Annotated in this window: 15 protein-coding genes and 2 tRNA genes; 15 read left to right on the forward strand and 2 right to left on the reverse strand. The window is 72.6% G+C overall.

The genetic code is table 11. The annotated features are described in order from the left end of the window. Window positions 1–5 precede the first annotated feature (5 nt). From obgE to ACR68M_RS23785, 6 genes are all read left to right on the forward strand, one after another. Entirely contained in the window at window positions 6–1,484 is a 1,479-nt protein-coding gene (obgE, locus tag ACR68M_RS23760) for a GTPase ObgE (RefSeq protein ID WP_441246127.1), read from the forward strand. Between the two features lie 111 nt (window positions 1,485–1,595). Next, a complete protein-coding gene (gene proB / locus ACR68M_RS23765) occupies window positions 1,596–2,732 on the forward strand; it encodes a glutamate 5-kinase (RefSeq protein ID WP_441246128.1) in 1,137 nt (378 codons plus the stop codon). Window positions 2,733–2,807: 75 nt separating this feature from the next. Further along, entirely contained in the window at window positions 2,808–3,281 is a 474-nt protein-coding gene (locus ACR68M_RS23770) for a hypothetical protein (protein ID WP_441246129.1), read from the forward strand. Between the two features lie 58 nt (window positions 3,282–3,339). Then, window positions 3,340–4,623 carry a glutamate-5-semialdehyde dehydrogenase gene (locus ACR68M_RS23775; RefSeq protein ID WP_441246130.1) on the forward strand — a complete coding sequence of 428 codons (1,284 nt, stop codon included), beginning with the start codon at window positions 3,340–3,342 and terminating at the stop codon, window positions 4,621–4,623. A gap of 102 nt (window positions 4,624–4,725) precedes the next feature. Continuing rightward, window positions 4,726–5,307: an SCO2584 family spore wall biosynthesis protein gene (locus ACR68M_RS23780; protein WP_441246131.1), complete on the forward strand. Its 582-nt coding sequence runs from the start codon at window positions 4,726–4,728 to the stop codon at window positions 5,305–5,307. 110 nt (window positions 5,308–5,417) lie between these two features. Continuing rightward, window positions 5,418–6,482, forward strand: coding sequence for an SCO2583 family membrane protein (locus tag ACR68M_RS23785; RefSeq protein ID WP_441246132.1), 1,065 nt, complete (start codon window positions 5,418–5,420; stop codon window positions 6,480–6,482). An 11-nt stretch (window positions 6,483–6,493) separates the two neighbouring features. On the opposite strand, the gene ACR68M_RS23790 is transcribed toward ACR68M_RS23785, so the two are convergent. Further along, window positions 6,494–7,543: a M48 family metallopeptidase gene (locus tag ACR68M_RS23790; protein WP_441246133.1), complete on the reverse strand. Its 1,050-nt coding sequence runs from the start codon at window positions 7,541–7,543 to the stop codon at window positions 6,494–6,496. Between the two features lie 193 nt (window positions 7,544–7,736). On the opposite strand from ACR68M_RS23790, the gene ACR68M_RS23795 reads away from it, so the two are divergent. The 8 genes from ACR68M_RS23795 to ACR68M_RS23830 all read left to right on the forward strand — a co-directional run bounded on the left by ACR68M_RS23795 (window position 7,737) and on the right by ACR68M_RS23830 (window position 12,153). Further along, complete coding sequence (locus tag ACR68M_RS23795) at window positions 7,737–7,883, forward strand: hypothetical protein (RefSeq protein ID WP_441246134.1); 147 nt, start codon at window positions 7,737–7,739, stop codon at window positions 7,881–7,883. A 141-nt stretch (window positions 7,884–8,024) separates the two neighbouring features. Next, window positions 8,025–8,171, forward strand: a complete 147-nt coding sequence (locus tag ACR68M_RS23800) for a hypothetical protein (protein ID WP_441246135.1) — start codon at window positions 8,025–8,027, stop codon at window positions 8,169–8,171. A gap of 94 nt (window positions 8,172–8,265) precedes the next feature. After that, window positions 8,266–8,928 carry a nicotinate-nucleotide adenylyltransferase gene (gene nadD, locus ACR68M_RS23805; protein WP_441246136.1) on the forward strand — a complete coding sequence of 221 codons (663 nt, stop codon included), beginning with the start codon at window positions 8,266–8,268 and terminating at the stop codon, window positions 8,926–8,928. After that, entirely contained in the window at window positions 8,925–10,649 is a 1,725-nt protein-coding gene (locus ACR68M_RS23810; RefSeq protein WP_441246137.1) for a LytR C-terminal domain-containing protein, read from the forward strand. Before nadD ends, ACR68M_RS23810 begins: the two co-directional genes overlap by 4 nt. Window positions 10,650–10,762: 113 nt before the next feature. Continuing rightward, window positions 10,763–11,206 carry a ribosome silencing factor gene (gene rsfS, locus ACR68M_RS23815; RefSeq protein WP_441246138.1) on the forward strand — a complete coding sequence of 148 codons (444 nt, stop codon included), beginning with the start codon at window positions 10,763–10,765 and terminating at the stop codon, window positions 11,204–11,206. Further along, window positions 11,203–11,850 carry a histidine phosphatase family protein gene (locus ACR68M_RS23820; RefSeq protein WP_441251697.1) on the forward strand — a complete coding sequence of 216 codons (648 nt, stop codon included), beginning with the start codon at window positions 11,203–11,205 and terminating at the stop codon, window positions 11,848–11,850. Before rsfS ends, ACR68M_RS23820 begins: the two co-directional genes overlap by 4 nt. A gap of 120 nt (window positions 11,851–11,970) precedes the next feature. Next, window positions 11,971–12,043 (forward strand) — tRNA-Ala (locus ACR68M_RS23825). 37 nt (window positions 12,044–12,080) lie between these two features. Next, a tRNA-Ala gene (locus tag ACR68M_RS23830) sits at window positions 12,081–12,153 on the forward strand. A 72-nt stretch (window positions 12,154–12,225) separates the two neighbouring features. Here the strand turns inward: ACR68M_RS23830 and ACR68M_RS23835 are convergent. After that, the gene (locus ACR68M_RS23835; protein ID WP_441246139.1) at window positions 12,226–13,143 is read right to left on the reverse strand and encodes a helix-turn-helix transcriptional regulator; all 918 of its coding nucleotides are present in this window, start codon (window positions 13,141–13,143) and stop codon (window positions 12,226–12,228) included. 102 nt (window positions 13,144–13,245) lie between these two features. Here ACR68M_RS23835 and ACR68M_RS23840 point away from each other — a divergent pair, with 102 nt between their 5' ends. Next, window positions 13,246–14,712: an MFS transporter gene (locus ACR68M_RS23840; protein WP_441246140.1), complete on the forward strand. Its 1,467-nt coding sequence runs from the start codon at window positions 13,246–13,248 to the stop codon at window positions 14,710–14,712. Window positions 14,713–14,742: the final 30 nt, after the last annotated feature.

Genomic DNA, 14,742 nt, shown 5'->3' on the forward strand with positions numbered 1-14,742 from the left:
ATCCAATGACCACCTTCGTGGACCGCGTCGAGCTGCACGTCGCCGCGGGTAACGGGGGCCATGGCTGCGCCTCCGTGCACCGGGAGAAGTTCAAGCCGCTCGGCGGGCCCGACGGCGGTAACGGCGGTGAGGGCGGCAGCGTCATCCTCGTCGTCGACGCGCAGGTCACCACCCTGCTCGAGTACCACCACTCGCCCAAGCGCAAGGCCACCAACGGCAAGCCGGGCGCGGGCGGTCACCGTACCGGCTCCACCGGTGGCGACCTGGTGCTGCCCGTCCCGGACGGCACCGTCGTGATGGACCGGCAGGGCAACGTGCTGGCCGACCTGGTCGGGCACGGCACCAGCTTCATCGCCGCCGCCGGTGGCCGGGGCGGTCTCGGCAACTCGGCGCTGGCCTCCTCCCGCCGCAAGGCGCCCGGCTTCGCGCTGCTCGGCGAGCCGGGTGAGGCCCGCGACATCGTGATGGAGCTCAAGTCCGTCGCCGACGTCGCTCTCGTGGGTTACCCGAGCGCGGGCAAGTCGTCGCTGATCTCGGTGCTCTCCGCCGCCAAGCCGAAGATCGCTGACTACCCCTTCACCACCCTGATCCCGAACCTCGGTGTGGTCACCGCCGGCGAGACCATCTACACCATCGCCGACGTGCCCGGCCTGATCCCCGGCGCCAGCCAGGGCCGTGGCCTGGGCCTGGAGTTCCTGCGCCACGTCGAGCGCTGCACGGTGCTCGTCCACGTGCTCGACTGCGCGACGCTGGAGCCGGGCCGTGACCCGCTCTCCGACCTGGAGACGATCGAGGCCGAGCTCTCCCAGTACGGCGGTCTCGACGACCGTCCGCGCCTGGTCGCCCTGAACAAGGTGGACGTGCCGGACGGCCAGGATCTGGCGGACATCACCCGCGAGTCGCTGGAGCAGGCCGGCTACCGGGTCTTCGAGGTCTCCGCGGCCTCCCGCTCGGGCCTGCGCGAGCTGAACTTCGCGATGGCGCAGATCGTCGCCGAGGCCCGTGCGGCCAAGCCCGTCGAGGAGGCGACCCGGATCGTGCTGCGGCCGACCGCCGTCGACGACGCCGGGTTCACCGTCACGGAGGAGGACGGCGCGTACCGCGTGCGGGGCATCAAGCCCGAGCGCTGGGTCCGCCAGACCGACTTCAGCAACGACGAGGCCGTCGGCTACCTGGCGGACCGGCTGGCCCGCCTCGGTGTCGAGGACAAGCTGTGGAAGGTCGGCGCCAAGGAGGGTGACACCGTCATCATCGGCGCCGACGACAACGCCGTCGTCTTCGACTGGGAGCCGACCATGGCCGCCGGTGCGGAGATGCTCGGCCGCCGTGGCGAGGACCACCGGATGGACTCCCCGCGCCCGGCCGTCGACCGCCGCCGTGAGAAGCAGAAGGGCCGCGACGCGGCCGAGACCGAGTACCTGGCCTTCGAGGCGCTCTCCAGCGGCCGTGCGGCCGCCGTCGAGAGCGAGGACGAGGACGAGTAGCAAGACCCACGGCCGGTCCATGGACTGAGCCTGTGAGCGGGCCCGCTGCCCGGATCGCGTACATTACGGTCCGGGCGGCGGGCCCGCGTCGTGTACCAGCGGAGGCAAGTGATGACCGATCAGATCCTGCGGCAGGAGGTCCTGACCGCCCGGCGGATCGTCGTCAAGGTCGGCTCGTCCTCGCTCACCACCGCTTCGGGTGGTCTGGACGCGGACCGGGTGGACGCCCTGGTGGACGCGCTGGCCAAGGCCCGAGGGCGGGCCGAGGCGCCGGAGATCGTGCTGGTCTCCTCCGGGGCGATCGCCGCCGGGCTCGCGCCGCTCGGGCTGGACCGCCGCCCGAGCGACCTGGCCCGGCAGCAGGCCGCGGCGAGCGTCGGGCAGGGGCTGCTGGTCGCGCGCTACACCGCCTCCTTCGCCCGGTACGGAGTCCGCGTCGGCCAGGTGCTGCTGACGGCCGAGGACGCCAGCCGGCGCGCGCACTACCGCAACGCGTACCGCACGCTCGACCAGCTGCTGGCGATGGGCGCGATGCCGATCGTGAACGAGAACGACACCGTCGCCACCGCCGAGATCAGGTTCGGGGACAACGACCGGCTGGCGGCGCTGGTCGCGCACCTCGTCCGGGCGGATCTGCTGGTGCTGCTCTCCGACGTGGACGGGCTCTACGACGGTGACCCGAGCAAGCCCGGCAGCAGCAGGATCGCCGAGGTGGGCGGGCCGCACGACCTCGAAGGGGTCGAGATCGGCAGCGCGGGCAAGGCCGGGGTCGGCACCGGCGGCATGGTCACCAAGGTCGAGGCGGCCCGGATCGCGACGGGTGCCGGCATCCCGGTCGTGCTGACGGCGGCGAGCCAGGCGGCCGACGCGCTGGCCGGCCGTCCGACGGGCACGCTCTTTCTGCGTACCGGCAGCCGTTCGGCCGACCGGCTGCTCTGGCTCGAGCACGCCAGCACTCCGCGCGGGGCGCTCCAGCTGGACCAGGGGGCGGTGGATGCCGTGGTCTCGGGCGGGAAGTCGCTGCTGCCGGCCGGGGTCACCCGGGTCGACGGGGATTTCGCCGCGGGCGATCCCGTGGACCTTCTTGGCGAAAACGGCCACATCGTCGCCCGTGGACTGGTCAACTTTGATGCGAGGGAGTTGCCCCGTCTGCTCGGCCGGTCGACGCGAGACCTGGCCCAGGAGTTCGGTGCCGCGTACGAGCGCGAGGTCATTCACCGCGACGACCTGGTCGTCCTGCGGGGCTGACGGGCGGGCCCTCCCCAAGGGTCGGGCCGAGCCGCCGTCGGCCCGCAGACGTCGTCGTCGACAAGGAGGCCGCCGGTGGGACGCAGGGGCCAGGAAGCACTGCCCGAGCGCCCGCCGAGGCGGCTCACCAGCATCTCCGGTGGTGAACCAGACTCGTCCGTACGGGAATTGAGCCAGGCCGAGAGCGGCGTCGAGGACGAGCAGGAGCAGGCCCGGCTCTGGCACGTGGTGCTCAGCGTCGCCGGGCGGTCCACTCCGCTGGACGAGCTGCGGGCCGCGCTGGAGCGGCTGGCGCACGACCACTCCTTCTTCCTGACGGCGCGTTACGCCGCCGACCGGGCCGAGCTCCGCTACTGGGAGCAGGCCCGCGACCTGCACGACGCGGCGGCCATCGCGCTCCGGCTCTGGGGCGAGCACAAGGCGACGGCGAACCTGCCTCCGTGGGAGATCGTCGGGCTGGAGGTCGTCGACCGGCCGACCTACCACCAGCGGATCAGCGAGGGCTTCGGCGACCCGCCGCCGCACCTCGGCGGCGTGCACCCGTACTGACGTCTCACCCCCTGGCCCGCGCCGCCGGGGGCGGTCACGGAGTCGCTACCCTTTCGGCATGACCAGCAGCCACGCCAGCACCGAGAGCCCCGTCATCGCCGTCGCGCGCCGCGCCCGGGAGGCGGCCGCCGCGCTCGCCCCAGTGCCGCGCCGGGCGAAGGACGCGGCGCTGCTGGCGATCGCCGACGCGCTGGTCGCCCGGAGCACCGAGATCACCGCCGCCAACGCCGAGGACGTCGAGCGGGCCCGCGCGGCCGGCACCGCGGAGTCGGTGATCGACCGGCTGACCCTCACCGAGGAGCGGATCGCCGCCATCGCCTCCGACGTCCGGTCGGTGGTCGGCCTGCCGGACCCGGTCGGTGAGGTGGTCCGCGGCTACACGCTGCCCAACGGCCTGGACGTCCGCCAGCTGCGGGTGCCGCTCGGTGTCGTCGGCATCATCTACGAGGCCCGCCCGAACGTCACCGTGGACGCCGCCGCGCTCTGCCTCAAGTCCGGCAACGCCGTGCTGCTGCGCGGCTCGGCCTCCGCGTACCGCTCCAACACCGCGCTGATCGCCGTGCTGCGCGACGCGGTCACCACCGCCGGGCTGCCCGCCGACGTGATCCAGCTGGTGCCGGGGGAGAGCCGCGAGTCGGTGACCGAGCTGATGCGCGCCCGCGGCCTCGTCGACGTGCTGATCCCGCGCGGCGGCGCCTCGCTGATCCGTACGGTGGTCGAAGGCTCGACCGTGCCGGTGATCGAGACCGGGACCGGCAACTGCCACGTCTACGTCGACGCCCAGGCCGACCTGGCGATGGCCGTCAGCATCCTGCTCAACTCCAAGGCGCAGCGCGTCAGCGTCTGCAACTCCGCCGAGACGCTGCTCGTGCACCAGGACATCGCGGGGGAGTTCCTGCCGCTCGCGCTGGCGGCGCTGGCCGAGGCCGGGGTCACCGTGCACGGGGACGAGGCGGTGCTGAAGGCCGCCGAGGGCACGGCGGTGCAGGTCGTGCCCGCGACGGACACGGACTGGGAGACGGAGTACCTCTCGTACGACCTCGCCGCGGCCGTGGTGCCCTCGCTGGACGCGGCCGTCGCGCACATCCGCCGGTGGTCGTCCGGGCACACCGAGGCGATCGTCACCACCTCGCAGGCCGCCGCCCGCCGCTTCACGCAGCTGGTCGACGCGGCGACGGTGGCGGTCAACGCCTCGACCCGCTTCACCGACGGTGCCGAGTTCGGCTTCGGCGCGGAGATCGGCATCTCCACCCAGAAGCTGCACGCCCGTGGCCCGATGGGGCTGCCGGAGCTGACCTCGACCAAGTACGTCGTCACCGGTGACGGGCACGTCCGGGGCTGACGGCACCGGGTGAGGTCAGGGGTGTGACGCCGGAGGCCGACTGGCGGAACCAACCGGCGGGAGCCACAGACAAATCGCCTGCCCGGTAATACGCTGAGCCCCATGGCTGAGGATGTGGGGGGCTCGCCGTACTCCGGCGGCGCCGATCACGGTGGTGCGGACGACGAGTTCTCCTCCGTGGTCTTCGACGAGGCGTTCGTCCGGTCCGCCGCCGTGCACGAACCGAGCGCCAGGGAGCGGCAGCTGGCCGCCGCCGAGGCCCGGTTCGAGCCCGACACCGTCGCGCCGGGCCGGGGGCTCGAACCCGACGGCCTGCCGCTCGAACTGCGCCCGCACCCGGGCGGGCTGGACGACGACCACCTCTACCCCGACCCGTTCACCGGCCCCGGCCGGGCGGCCCGCGCCCAGCGCCGGGCGAGCCTGCGCCGCGCGGGCTGGGGCCGGGCGGCCCGGTACGAGGCGGCCCGGCGGGTCGGCGGTCGGCACGTGGCGCAGCAGCGCTGGCACCGGCCGGTCGCCTGGGTGCTGGCCGTGGTGATGGGCGCGAGCCTGATCGCCGTCGCGGTCGCCGCGATCTACCGGAGCACCGGCGGCGGGGGCAGCGACGCCCCGCCCCGTCCGGAGCCCGCCGCGAGCAGCTCGGGCGCGGCGCAGCCGAAGCCGGCCGTCCTGCTGCCGGGCTGAGCGGGCTCGCGCGCGCTCCGGGAGCGCTCCGGGCGCGCGAGGTTTCACCAGTTGCGTGAAGTTGTGCCGAGACTCTCGTGGCCGCCGTGCGACCGCCTTACTCTGGTGTTATGGGTGACCCGCGCGAACCTCCTGAGGGTACGCCCGACGGTGGGTCCGGCAACGAGGACGAGTACCGATCCGTCGTCTTCGACGAGTCGTTCGTCCGCGCTGCGCGAATCCAGGAACTGTCGGCCCGTGAACGGCTCGGTGGCCACTACCCCAGGGCGGTACGCCCCCGGGTGTTCCTCGGGCCGTTCGGATCGCTGCCCCGGCAGGCGGTGGCGCTGCTGCTGCTCGTCGCGATGGCCTTCGCGGCGGCGGTCTACTTCGGCGTGAGCTCGCCGCACCGCCTCACCGCCGCGCCGACCGGCAACCAACTGACCGTCAGCCTGGTCGCCCTCAGCCCCGTCTCGCCCGTCGCGGCGGTGGCGGACACCAAGAACCCGTTCGCCGCGCTGCCCAGCGGCTACGCCGACGGCTCGGCGGGTTTCGGCGTGCCCGCGCCCTCGGCGACCGAACACTTCACCAAGGCCGAGGTCACCCGCGCGCTGGACGTCGCGCAGTCCTACCTGACCGCCGCCGACCTCAGCCCGGCGGTGCTGGTGCAGGGCGAGACCGGCGAGGTGCGGAGCCTGATCACCCCGGGGGAGCAGGCGCAGTACGACCAGAGCATCAACAACGCGCGCGACGACCAGCACCACGCGGCCACCGGCTGGCTGGTGCGGTTCGACCCCGGTCAGGTCGCGCTCGCCTCGGACGTGGTCAAGGTGACCGGCACGATGCAGGTCACCGAGGTGGACACCGGCACGCTGGAGGTCACCACCGACCACACCTTCGTCTACGCGCTGCGCCCGGCCGGCACCGAGAGCCCCGTCCTGGTCAGCCTGTTCTCCGTCCGCCGCGAGCTGCGGCTGGAGTTCGACCGGGCCGACATCGGTGCGGGGCACCTGCGGGTGGTCGACGCCGTCGAACAGGCCGGGCCGACCACCTGCGGCACCCCGCTCGCCGACCACTTCCAGCCCGTCCTGGCGACCAGGGGCCCGGTGCCCGCCGCCCCGCCCGCCTCCCCGGCGCCGGTCAACCCCGGCGACCACGCCCACCCGGCCTGGCAGCTCTGCGGCGTGCTCGGCTGAGGAGCGGACGGTCAGCCCTGGTCCTTCGAGGCGCCCTGGTCCTTCGGGGTGAAGGTGTCGCGGAGCTTCCCGCCGACCGTCCCGACCCCGCCCGCGACGTCGCGCAGCAGCCCCATCAGCGGGTCCTTGCTCTCCCTGACCGTCTTGGAGTACGAATCCGCGGCGGCCTTCCACTGCTCCCCGACCGTGGCCTGCGGGTCGTCGCCGCGTCGGGGGTAGGCCCCGGCCAGGATCGAGCGGTACTCCTCGCTCTCGGCCCACTTCTTCAGCTCCGCGACCCGCACCACGGCGAAGGGGTGCGTCTGCGGCAGCACCTGGAGCAGCTTGAGCACGCCGTCCCGCAGATCCCCGGCCTTGTCGTACTCCTCGGCCTGCTCCAGGAAGGCGTCGACGTTCATCTCGGCCAGGTTGTGGCCGCCCGCGAGCTTCATCAGGCCGCGCATCGACGCCTGCACGTCCTGCCCGGCCAGCAGCCCGGCGCGGTCGCAGGAGAGCTCGGCCTTGCGGAACCACTCCTTGAGCGCGGTGATCACGGCGCTGATGGCGAGGTTCCCGAGCGGCAGCCAGGCGATCCGGCCGGCGATGTTGGTGAGGATCAGCAGCATCGTCCGGTAGACCGCGTGTCCGGACATCGCGTGCCCGACCTCGTGGCCGACCACCGCCCGCAGTTCCTCCTCGTCGAGCAGCTCGACGAGGCCGGTGGTGAGCACGATGACGGGGTTGTCCATGCCGACACACATCGCGTTGACGGCCGGGTCCTGGGTGACGTAGAGCTCGGGCACCCGCTCCAGGTCGAGCACGTACGCCGCGTCGCGGACCATCGCGTGCAGCTCGGGGAACTGCCGCTCGGAGGTGCGGACGGCCGTCGCCAGGTACAGCAGCCGGACGCTGCGCTCCGAGACCAGCCCGGCGAGCTTCTTCAGGATCTCGTCGAAGCCCGAGAGCTTGCGCAGCGCGACCAGCGCGGAGCGGTCGGCCGGGTGCTCCCACGCCCGGGTGGAGATCTCCGGAAAGCGCTGACGGCGGCGGCTCGGGGCGTTGGGCTTGGTCGTGTCGGTCATGGTCGAGGTGCCTCCTGCTCGAAGTCGGTACTCGCTGGTTCCCGCTGGTTCTCGCTACAACGACTGCCCGTGGCTACTCGTCCCCGCAGGCCCGCGCTCCGCCCCGGGGGGTCGGTCCGGAGCCCGGTATGTGCCGGTCTACTCTGGCTGTACGGGCCCGAACTCCGGGCAGTTGCACGACCGAGGAGCCTCCATGAACCCCGCCGCCCTTGCGACCCTGGCCGCGCCGATCTCCAGCGAGAACGGCCCCGGCCTGTTCCTGCGGATCGTCGTGATCGCCTCGATCGTCGGCGTCGGTCTGCTGGCGTGGATCCTCGTCCGGGCGGGCCGCAACAACTGACGGGTTCGCCGGTAGCTCACCGGGTGTCAGACGCGGTGGGCCGCCGCGCGGTTGCGGGGGCCGTCCCCGTACGATGAGCGCGCGAGCCGCAGCGGCCCGCGTCCTGACCCCCTCACCCGAGCCGAGAAGGTCCCGCCGACCATGAGCATTCGCACCCTGCCCGCCCTGACCTCGATCGCCGACGGCGGCAACCACGAGAGCCTCAACCCGTACCTGACCGGCGGCGCGGCGCTCTTCATCCTGCTCCTGCTGCTCTACGTGACCACGCGCTTCAACCGCGACCGCTAGAGACTTCGCAGCCGGGCCCGGGGACCGCGCGCCGACCTGGGCGCGGGGCCCTGGGTCGGTGCGCGGCCGGCCGGGTGGCGTAAGGTTTGGCGGCATGGGACAGCAGGCCGAGACCCCCGGCGTACCGGCGAGGAAGCGCCTGGGCGTGATGGGCGGCACTTTCGATCCGATCCACCACGGACACCTCGTCGCCGCGAGCGAGGTGGCGAGCGCGTTCCATCTCGACGAGGTGATCTTCGTGCCGACCGGGCAGCCGTGGCAGAAGAGCCATCGTGACGTCACCCCGGCCGAGGACCGCTACCTGATGACGGTCATCGCGACGGCGGAGAACCCGCAGTTCTCGGTCAGCCGGATCGACATCGACCGGCAGGGCCAGACCTACACCGTGGACACGCTGCGCGACCTGCGCGCGCTCCACCCCGACGCCGACCTCTTCTTCATCACCGGCGCCGACGCCCTCTCCCAGATCCTCTCCTGGCGGGACAGCGAGGAGCTCTTCTCGCTCGCCCACTTCATCGGCTGCACCCGCCCCGGGCACGTCCTCTCCGACGCGGGGCTTCCCGCCGGCGGCGTCTCCCTGATAGAGGTGCCCGCACTGGCCATCTCCTCCACCGACTGCCGGATGCGGGTCGCCAAGGGCGATCCGGTCTGGTACCTCGTGCCGGACGGCGTGGTGCGTTACATCCACAAGCGGGCGCTCTACGCGCCGGCCCAGCCCTACAGCGATCATCGAGAAGCGGCAGGAGGGTCGGCGTGACCGGAACCGCAGACCGCAGGGGCCCGGACGGCGACGGCTACGACCCGCAGCACTACCAGCAGCAGCCGTACCAGCAGCCCTACCAGGACTACGGCCAGCAGCAGGCGTACCCGCACCAGCAGCAGCCCGGGTACGAGCAGCAGCAGCCTTACCCGTACCAGCAGCCGGGCTACGAGCAGCAGCCGCAGCAGCAGCCGTACGAGTACGAGTACCAGCAGCAGCCGTACCAGGAGCAGCCGTACCGGCCGTCCCCGTACGAGCAGCAGCCGTACCAGCAGCCCGGCTACGAGCAGTCTGGCTACGAGCAGCCCCCGTACGAGCAGCAGCAGCCGTACGCGTACCCGCAGCCGGTGGTCGAGACGCCCCGTCCGGCTCCAGCTCCGGCCCCCGCCGCACCCGCTGCTGCGCCGCCGCGCCCCCGGGCGCCGAGGAGTGCTCCGGCGGATGCTCCGGGGAGTGCTCCGGCCGAGGACGACTACGCCACCGGCGAGTTCACCTTCGTCGACGAGCAGGCGGAGGAGACCGAGGACGTCATCGACTGGCTGAAGTTCGCCGAGTCGCGCAGCGAGCGCCGGGACGAGCGCCGGAAGAAGCTGCGCAACCGGGCGATCGGGGCCGTGGTGGCGCTGGCCGTGCTGGCGGGCGGTGGCGCGGGCTACCTCTGGTGGTCGGGCAAGCTCGGCGGCGGGCCGACCACGGCGGCGAAGGTGGCCGGGAAGCGCCAGGTCAACGTCGTCCAGCTGCGTGATCTGAACGGCGTCGTCAGCTCCGCGCTGCTCGTCGACGACCAGGCGGGCGGCAAGGGCGCGGCGCTGCTGCTGCCCGACACCCTCCTGCTGCCCAGCAGCGGCGACTCGGCGACGATGCAGCTCGGCAAGTCGATGGCGGACCTCGGGGCCTCCGGCACCCGGGACGGCCTGGGCACCGTGCTCGGCGCGCCCGTAGCGGGCAGCTGGCGTCTCGACATCCCGTACCTGGCGATACTCGTCGCGCAGATCGGCGGGATCAAGGTCGACACCAACGCCGAGGTGCACGACGGCGCCAAGGTGCTCGCCCCGGCGGGCAAGCAGGTGTCGCTGACCGGCCAGGCGGCCGCGATCTACGCGAGCTACCAGGCCCCCGGTGAGAACCGGGACGCCCAGCTGGCCCGGTTCGGGCAGGTGCTCGACGGCCTGATGCACGCCCTGCCGACCGACCTCGCCGAGGCGCAGGACGACGTGCACCGGATGAACGCGGTGCTCGACCCCTCGTTCCCCGAGCAGGCCCTCGCCGGGGTGCTCGCCCAGCTCGCCCAGCTCGCCAAGGACGGTCACTTCACCGTCAGCGCCCTCAAGGTGGAGGCGGACGGCACGCTGAACGACGCCACGGCCGGTAAGCAGGTCAAGGACGTGCTCGGCGGTACCGTGCACAGCGCCCAGTCGAAGGGCGGGGTGGCCAGGGTCAGCATCGTGAACGCCTCCGGCAACGACCTGGCGGCGGCCTCGGCGACCGTCCAGGTCACCAACGCCGGCCTGAACGCCATCCCGAGCGGCGGCAAGGCACCTGCGGCCCAGGCGACCAGCGAGATCCGTTACACCGACGACTCCCGCCAGGCCGTCGCGCAGTCCCTCGCCACCAGCCTCGGGCTGCCGGACTCGGCGGTGAAGAAGTCCGCCGACGTCCAGAACGCCGACATCGTGGTCGTGCTCGGCAAGGACTACCAGGGCGGCAAGGGCCAGTAGCGGGGCCGGTGGTAGCAGGGCAGCAGAGGCCTCGGTCGTTCATACGGCCGGGGCCTCTCCCGGTTCGTGAGATCCTGGAAGGCGAATCCTCATCACCAAGCCGGAAGAACACTGTGACTGCCACGGACCACAGCCAGAAGCTCATCGACGTCGCCGCCCAGGCGGCGGCCGACAAGCTGGCCCACGACATCATCGCCTTCGACGTCAGCGACGTGCTGTCGATCACCGACGCCTTCCTGATCGTCTCGGCCCCCAACGACCGCCAGGTGAAGGCGATCGCCGAGGAGATCGAGGACCAGCTCCGCGAGCAGCTGGACGTCAAGCCGCTGCGCCGCGAGGGCGAGCGCGAGGGCCGCTGGATCCTGCTGGACTTCCTGGACATCGTCGTCCACGTCCAGCACTCCGAGGAGCGCTCCTTCTACTCCCTGGACCGCCTCTGGAAGGACTGCCCGGAGCTGCCGCTGCCCGCTGACGCGATGGCCACCCGCAACCGTCCGGAGAACGCCGTCACCGACGCCGCGGGCAACGCGGTGGCCGCCGCCGAGGACGAGAGCTGAGCCGCGCCGCGCGGGGGCCGCGCATCGTCTTCTGGCGTCACGGCCAGACGTCCTGGAACCTCGAGTCGCGGTTCCAGGGCAGCACCGACATCGAGCTGACCGACCAGGGCATCTTCCAGGCCCGGCGGGCCGCCCGACTGCTCTCCGGTCTCCAGCCCGACCTGCTGGTCTCCTCCGACCTCAAGCGCGCCGCCCGTACGGCCGCCGAGCTCGCGAAGGTCACCGGCCTGGACGTGCAGCACCACGAGGGCCTGCGGGAGACGTACGCGGGTGAGTGGCAGGGGCTGACCAACGCCGAGATCCAGGCGCGCTTCCCCGAGCAGTACGAGGCGTGGGCCAAGGGCGAGCCGGTACGGCGCGGCGGCGGCGAGCTGAGCACCGAGGTGGCGGACCGGTCCGTCCCGGTGGTGCTGGAGGCCGTCGACAAGCTGCCCGAGGACGGCACCGTCGTCGTGGTCAGCCACGGCGGCACGATCCGGACCATGATCGGACGGCTGCTCGACATGGAGCCCGCGCAGTGGGAGCGCTTCGGCGGTCTCTCGAACTGCTGCTGGTCCGTGCTGGGCCGCGGCACGCGCGGCTGGCGGCTGCTCGAGCACAACGCCGGCACCCTGCCGCAGCCGGTCATCGGCGACGAGACCTGAGCCTCGGGGGAGCCCTGAGAGGGGCGGGATTTCGCAGTTCCGGGCCTGACCAGCTAGAGTCTTCCTCGTTCGCAGGAAAGAACGCCGACCGAAAGGAAGGCGTGGATTCCTCCGAAGTGCGGGGCTGTAGCTCAGTTGGTAGAGCGCTTGCATGGCATGCAAGAGGTCCGGGGTTCAATTCCCCGTAGCTCCACTCCGCACCAGCGGTCCTTCGGGGCCGTGCGTGTCGCGGGGCTGTAGCTCAGTTGGTAGAGCGCTTGCATGGCATGCAAGAGGTCCGGAGTTCAATTCTCCGTAGCTCCACAGCGACAGAGGCCGCCTCCCACTCCGGGAGGCGGCCTTTCGCGTACCCGCCTCGCGTACCTGCCCGGTGGATCAGCGGGCCTCGCAGGCGTGGTCGCGCACGACCGGCGACCGCTCCGGGTGCGCGGCGACGTACTCCATCCGCTCGCGGTCCTGCGGGCCCTCGGGCGTGTAGACGACCAGGTAGGTCTCGGGAGCCGCCGGGATGGTCAGGTACGAGGCCTGGAAGCGCATCTCGCCGACCGCCGCGTGCCGGAAGACCTTCAGCGCCTGCCGGGGCGGGCCGACCTCATGACGGGCCCACAGCTCCGCGAAGTGCGGGCTGGCCTCCGACAGCTCGCGGATGTACGCCTCCCAGACCGGCTCGCCGATGTGCCGCCCGTACGCGCCGCGCAGCACCGCGACCATCCGGGGCAGCTCCTCGCTCCGGTTCAGGAAGGGGTTGCAGCACTCCGGCACGGTGAACGCGCACCACATGCTGTTGCGCCGCCCGTTCGGCGTCCGCGGCCTGGTCGCGCCCGGGAAGAGCGCGTCGTAGGCGGCGTTGTGCGCCAGCAGGTCGTAGCGGTAGTTGCAGATGGCGGCGGGCAGCGGGCTGAGCTGGTCCAGGATCAGCTGGATCGCCGGGTCGAGCGCCGGGCAGCCCGGCTCGTCCGCCGGCCCCTGGGTGAGCCCGGCCAGCCGGAAGAGGTGCTCGCGCTCGGCGCCGTCCAGCCGCAGCGTCCGCGCGACGGCCGCCAGCACCTGCTCGCTCGCGTTGATCGGACGCCCCTGCTCCAGCCAGGTGTACCAGGTGACCCCGACCCCGGAGAGCTGCGCGACCTCCTCCCGGCGCAGGCCCGGCGTGCGGCGCCGCAGGCCGGGCGGCAGGCCGACGGCCTCGGGGGTGACCCGGGAGCGGCAGGCCTTCAGGAAGCTCGCCAGCTCCGTCCGCCGCCGGTCCCTGCCGGGGGCTGCGACGGTCTCGGTGCGGTCGTCCAACACGGTCATGCCACCATCGTGACCGATCCCCGGTACCGGTAACAGGGTGCTGTCAGTACCAGGATCAGCAGGCTCTAACCACCAGTACCGGACCGCCGCGAAGCTGGACACATGACGGACCTTCAGACCCGCCCGCCCGCCTCGGTCACCCTGCCCGGCTCGGTCACCCCGGCTGCGCCGACTCCCGCCCGGGGCAGGCCGGGTGCCCTCCTCGCCCTCGTCCTCACCGGCCAGTTCATGGCCGTGCTCGACGTCTCCATCGTCAACGTCGCCGTCCCGACCATCCGCACCGACCTGCACGCCACCGGCGCCGGGCTCCAACTCGTCATCGCCGGCTACACCATCGCGTACGCGGTGCTGCTGATCACCGGCGCCCGGCTCGGCGCCCGGTACGGGTACAGCAGGCTCTTCCAGTACGGGCTGCTGGCCTTCAGCGCCGCCTCGCTCGCCTGCGGGCTGGCCCCGAACACCGGCTCGCTGATCGGCTTCCGGGTCGCCCAGGGGATCGGCTCGGCGATGATGGTGCCTCAGGTGATGAGCCTGATCCAGCGGACGGTCACCGGCGCCGCCCGGACGAAGGCGTTCGGGCTCTACTCGGCGGTGATCGCCGGTGGCATGGCGATCGGGCAGGTCGTCGGCGGGCTGCTGGTCAGCGCGAACGTCCTCGGACTGGGCTGGCGGCCGGTCTTCCTGGTCAACGTGCCGATCGGGTTGGCGCTGCTGGCCGCCAGCCGCAGGCTGCTGCCCGCGCTGCCGGGCGACAGCAGCCGCCGGTTCGACGTCCCCGGCCTGCTGGTGCTCGCGGCGGCGCTCGGCACCCTGGTGGTGCCGCTGGTGCTCGGCCACGAGCTGGGCTGGCCGCTCTGGGGCTGGCTGATGCTCGCCGCGAGCGTGCTGCTCTTCGGCCTCTTCGGCCTGGTCGAGCGGCGGATCTCGGCCCGCGGCGGCCAGCCGCTCATCCCCGGCCGGGTGCTGCGCGCCCCCGGGCTGCTCCCGGCCGCCGGGGCGATCTTCCTGATCATGGCGGGCTTCGCGGGCTTCCTCTTCTCGTACGCCCTGCACCAGCAGGCCGGGCTCGGCCACAGCGCGCTGCGCGCCGGGCTGCTCTCCGGCCCGGTCTCGGTCGGCTTCGGCCTCTCCAGCCTGCACTGGCAGCGGCTGCCGAAGCGGCTGCACCGCTCGCTGCCGGTGCTCGCGCTCGGCCTGATGGCGCCGGTGTACGCCGGATTCGGGCTGCTGCTGCGCGGCGGCGCCGAGATCGGCCCCGGGGCGCTCGTGCTGCTCGCCGTCGCGGGCCTGGCGGCGGGCTGCGCGTACAGCCCGCTCTTCGCCCGTGCGCTGAGCCGGGTCGACCCGGCGGACGCGGCCGACGCCAGCGGCGTCATGGTGACGGTCATCCAGCTCGGTCAGGTCTTCGGTGTCGCACTGCTCGGCACGGTCTTCCTGGGCCAGGTCAGCTACCCGGCCCCGGCCGCCACCTCGGGCGCCGCGCTGCTGGTCACCACCGTCGCCATCGGTGGCAGCTTCGCCGCTGCGGCGCTGTTCGCGAGGGTGCGGCGGAGCGCCGATACGGATTAGGGGAGCAGCCCGCTGACCGTGTAAAGTAAG

The organism is Kitasatospora sp. McL0602 (assembly GCF_052076145.1).
In the GTDB taxonomy this organism is placed as follows: domain Bacteria; phylum Actinomycetota; class Actinomycetes; order Streptomycetales; family Streptomycetaceae; genus Kitasatospora.

Bases quoted from the DNA above. Each gene is read 5' to 3' on its own strand.
- ACR68M_RS23840 (WP_441246140.1), top strand. From the start codon at position 13,246: ATGACGGACCTTCAGACCCGCCCGCCCGCCTCGGTCACCCTGCCCGGC.
- ACR68M_RS23835 (WP_441246139.1), bottom strand. From the start codon at position 13,143: ATGACCGTGTTGGACGACCGCACCGAGACCGTCGCAGCCCCCGGCAGG.
- ACR68M_RS23780 (WP_441246131.1), top strand. From the start codon at position 4,726: ATGGCTGAGGATGTGGGGGGCTCGCCGTACTCCGGCGGCGCCGATCAC.
- nadD (WP_441246136.1), top strand. From the start codon at position 8,266: ATGGGACAGCAGGCCGAGACCCCCGGCGTACCGGCGAGGAAGCGCCTG.
- ACR68M_RS23790 (WP_441246133.1), bottom strand. From the start codon at position 7,543: ATGACCGACACGACCAAGCCCAACGCCCCGAGCCGCCGCCGTCAGCGC.
- ACR68M_RS23775 (WP_441246130.1), top strand. From the start codon at position 3,340: ATGACCAGCAGCCACGCCAGCACCGAGAGCCCCGTCATCGCCGTCGCG.
- obgE (WP_441246127.1), top strand. From the start codon at position 6: ATGACCACCTTCGTGGACCGCGTCGAGCTGCACGTCGCCGCGGGTAAC.
- ACR68M_RS23785 (WP_441246132.1), top strand. From the start codon at position 5,418: ATGGGTGACCCGCGCGAACCTCCTGAGGGTACGCCCGACGGTGGGTCC.
- ACR68M_RS23800 (WP_441246135.1), top strand. From the start codon at position 8,025: ATGAGCATTCGCACCCTGCCCGCCCTGACCTCGATCGCCGACGGCGGC.
- proB (WP_441246128.1), top strand. From the start codon at position 1,596: ATGACCGATCAGATCCTGCGGCAGGAGGTCCTGACCGCCCGGCGGATC.
- ACR68M_RS23795 (WP_441246134.1), top strand. From the start codon at position 7,737: ATGAACCCCGCCGCCCTTGCGACCCTGGCCGCGCCGATCTCCAGCGAG.